This window comes from Nitriliruptor sp. (assembly GCF_040882075.1).
GTDB lineage: Bacteria > Actinomycetota > Nitriliruptoria > Nitriliruptorales > Nitriliruptoraceae > Nitriliruptor.
The window spans coordinates 1-3,154 of sequence record NZ_JBBEBZ010000126.1; the positions used below are offsets into that span (position 1 = coordinate 1).

At 66.4% G+C, this 3,154-nt stretch carries 6 protein-coding genes; 4 read left to right on the forward strand and 2 right to left on the reverse strand.

What is annotated here, in order from left to right:
• Positions 1 to 309: hypothetical protein (locus WEB03_RS07635; protein WP_368070354.1), on the forward strand; the 309-nt coding region annotated here is incomplete at its 5' end.
• Positions 310 to 404: 95 nt separating this feature from the next.
• On the opposite strand, the gene WEB03_RS07640 is transcribed toward WEB03_RS07635, so the two are convergent.
• Positions 405 to 611: a YgiT-type zinc finger protein gene (locus WEB03_RS07640; protein ID WP_368070355.1), complete on the reverse strand. Its 207-nt coding sequence runs from the start codon at positions 609 to 611 to the stop codon at positions 405 to 407.
• Positions 612 to 652: 41 nt separating this feature from the next.
• Positions 653 to 961, reverse strand: coding sequence for a DUF4258 domain-containing protein (locus WEB03_RS07645; protein WP_368070356.1), 309 nt, complete (start codon positions 959 to 961; stop codon positions 653 to 655).
• Between the two features lie 320 nt (positions 962 to 1,281).
• On the opposite strand from WEB03_RS07645, the gene WEB03_RS07650 reads away from it, so the two are divergent.
• The 3 genes from WEB03_RS07650 to WEB03_RS07660 form a co-directional block, all read left to right on the forward strand.
• Positions 1,282 to 2,457, forward strand: coding sequence for a Fic family protein (locus tag WEB03_RS07650; RefSeq protein WP_368070357.1), 1,176 nt, complete (start codon positions 1,282 to 1,284; stop codon positions 2,455 to 2,457).
• A 136-nt stretch (positions 2,458 to 2,593) separates the two neighbouring features.
• Complete coding sequence (locus WEB03_RS07655) at positions 2,594 to 2,854, forward strand: addiction module protein (protein ID WP_368070358.1); 261 nt, start codon at positions 2,594 to 2,596, stop codon at positions 2,852 to 2,854.
• The coding region (locus WEB03_RS07660) for a type II toxin-antitoxin system RelE/ParE family toxin (RefSeq protein ID WP_368070359.1) at positions 2,851 to 3,154 on the forward strand (304 nt) is incomplete at its 3' end. The genes WEB03_RS07655 and WEB03_RS07660, both read left to right, overlap by 4 nt.

Here is a 3,154-nt window from a genome sequence, read left to right on the forward strand (position 1 = left end):
CTGGACGGCGGGCTGGCCGACCCACTGCCGGAGTACGAAAGCGCTATCGCGCGTCTGGGCGACGGGCCGATGGCATGGCACCTCGCCGACAACAGGGGGGCGTTGCGCTTCCCCGACCCGGACCGGCGGCGAGACGCCGCTGGGCGACTCATCCCGCACGAGTTCGTCGTGTTCGGGGACCTGGCGAGCGGTATCCAGTCAGCGGCAGATGGGCAGGATCTGGTCTGGCACCTGGTCTCCGCAGCCTACGACCGCGTCTGGGCCCTCGATGCTCATCCCTCGGCCGCGGATCTCTACTTCGATGGGTAGCCGGCACCGGGTGCTACAGGTTCAGAGGCCCGCGTCAGCAAGCGAACGCACGACGTCGGCACCGAACTCGATCCGATCGACGGTGTCGACCAGCTTCAAGCGGCGTGAGCCGGGGTCCACCCGATGCGGCGGATCTCCCCCGGCTCCGGTGTCTGCTCCTGGATGAGGCGAGCCAGGGCGAACCCAACCTCCTCATCGAACCAGTACTCGTCGCAGACATCGCAGATCGACGCCGGCACGCCGGCGACGACCAACAGGCTCGCCGTGCCATCCTCGCGGTGAACGACGTGGTCGTAGTCCACCAGGCCCTCCGTCAACCTGCCGTCATCATGAGCATGGCGCGTCATCGCAGCGGCTCCTCAAGACCGTCCCCCCGCAGGGTGCGGTCGATCAACTCGGTTGTCCAGCCTCGTGCAGCATCTGGTTCGTACACCGACACCAGGACCGTGGCGTCGTCCAGCTCGTCGTCAGCAACCACCGCTACGAGCGCACGACCAGAAACGCGACCCAGGAGCACACACCTACTTCGGCCCTCAACGATGTCCACGATGACGTGATCCTGGAGCAGCGAACGAACCTCGCTCTCGCTGATCCCGCGGGCCGCGAGCTTGCCAGGCGCGTCTCGCCCGAGCCGGAACGGTCGGCGCGGCACGAACCTCTCCCCAACGCTCGGTGGACTCACCCGCAGCTACTCCTCGGTGACAGCACGACTAGCCAACCAGCCCCCTACGACATGGCGCGGCATGGCAGCGTCCGCGCATCCAACGGTCTCCGCGAGGACGGCCAATGGCTCCCGCTGGTTGCTCGATCGAGTGGAACTCTCGAAGCCGAACGGGGGCGCGTACCCGCCGCGACGCTGTGCGATGCGAAAGGCAGCTTCACGAACGCCGACGTTACGATAGGTTTAGGTGATATTCTTTCGTATGTCGAGAGGAAGGGAAAGACGGCTTTCCCATCGAAGGGGGGATCACCGTGGATGTCGAGGCCTTCACGTCCGACCGGCTCGGCGCTGTCCGCAAGACCATCGATGGCCACCACGCGTTCCATCCGGGGCCAGTTCCCCGCGAGGTCGACTACGACGCCACGACGGTCAACAAGCTGACTGAGGCCACGGCTGCTGTTCACCGTCTAGCAGGGGTCAGTCGCCTCCTACCCAGTCCCGACATCCTCATGGGCCCCTACGTGCGCATCGAAGCGGTCCTGAGTTCGAAGATCGAGGGGACCCAGACATCGGTCGGTGAGCTCCTGCTGTTCGAAGCCGACCACGACGTGAACGTCCCTCCCGAGGGCGACCTTCGCGAGGTCGTCAACTACACGCACGCGCTCGACCACGCACTCCGAGCACTGGACCGCCTACCGCTCAGCCTCAGACTCATCCGCGAGACCCACGCGATCCTCATGTCGGGGGTGCGCGGCGAGGCCATGACCCCCGGCGAGTTTCGTCGCACCCAGAACTGGATCGGGCCGCCGGGGTCCACGCTGACCTCGGCGAAGTTCGTTCCTCCCCCGGTGGACGCGATGCACGAAGCGTTGGCGGATCTCGAACGGTTCCTGCACGAGCATCAGCTTCCGAACCTCGTTGCGCTGGCGCTTGCCCACTACCAGTTCGAGACGATCCACCCCTTCCTCGACGGGAACGGACGCATCGGCCGGCTGCTCGTCCCCCTCGCTCTCTGCGAGCGAGGGGTGCTCGAACGTCCGATGCTCTACCTCTCGGCGTACTTCGAGCGTCACCGGAGCCAGTACTACCACCTACTGTTCGAGACCAGCGCCACGGGAGACCCAACTCCGTGGATCAACTTCTTCCTCGACGGGGTGGCGCACCAGTCGCGAGATGCCGAGGAACGCACCGTCCGGCTGGTCGATCTCCAGCGCGACATCCGAGAAGAACTCCTGACGGCCCGAGTGACGAACACGACGGTCCGCCTCGCCGAGTCCCTGCTCGACCGTCCCTACGTGACGGCCAAGCGCCTCACAGGGCAGCTCAACGTCACGCTACCCACGGCGCAGAAGGCGATCGACGCCCTCGTGGATCAAGACATCCTCACTGAGGTGACCGGCAAGAAACGCAACCGGGTCTACCTCTCCCCTCGGATCATGGACGCTGTCTACGGCATCGGCGACGAGGAGCATCGGGTCGCGCCGTGACATCCACGGCGGGACGTTTCCCGCCACCCCGGCACGCTCGTCGCACTATTCGAAACCGACTGCCAAGTCGAGTATGCGCGGGCCCCCTTCGTCCACAGCGTCGCGACCGCGCCACTGTCGGCCACCGGCGCGGTCGATGTACGCTGGCCTCATGACCCAACACGCGCAGGAGCTTCTCACGGCAGCGCTCGACCTGTCGGTCGAGGATCGCGCCGACCTGGCCGCCCAGTTGCTGGCCAGCCTCGAGACGCCCGGTGACGACGACGCCGCCACCGCCGAACGGCTCTGGGCAGAGGAGATCGACCGCCGCACGAGAGACTTCCTGGCGGGTGAGACCCCGGGTGAGGACTGGTCGATCGTGCGTGATCGGATCGCTCGTGAGTTCGCCGAACGGTGACGTTGCCGCTCAGGTTCGGCAGCGAGGCACAGCAGGAACTGACGGCTGCCGTCCGCTGGTACGAGCAGCGACGTCCTGGGCTCGGGGCAGAGTTCCTCGCCAGGGTCGACGAGTTGACGTCCGCGATCCAGCGCTGGCCGCACATCGGGACAACCATCCCGGGTCTCGGGGACGACCACCGAGCTCGTCGGACCCCGGTTCCGCGCTTCCCCTATCACGTCGTCTACGTGATTGGGCGGCATGAGCTCCGGATCCTGGCCGTCGCCCACGATCGGCGCGATCCCACCCACTGGCAAACTC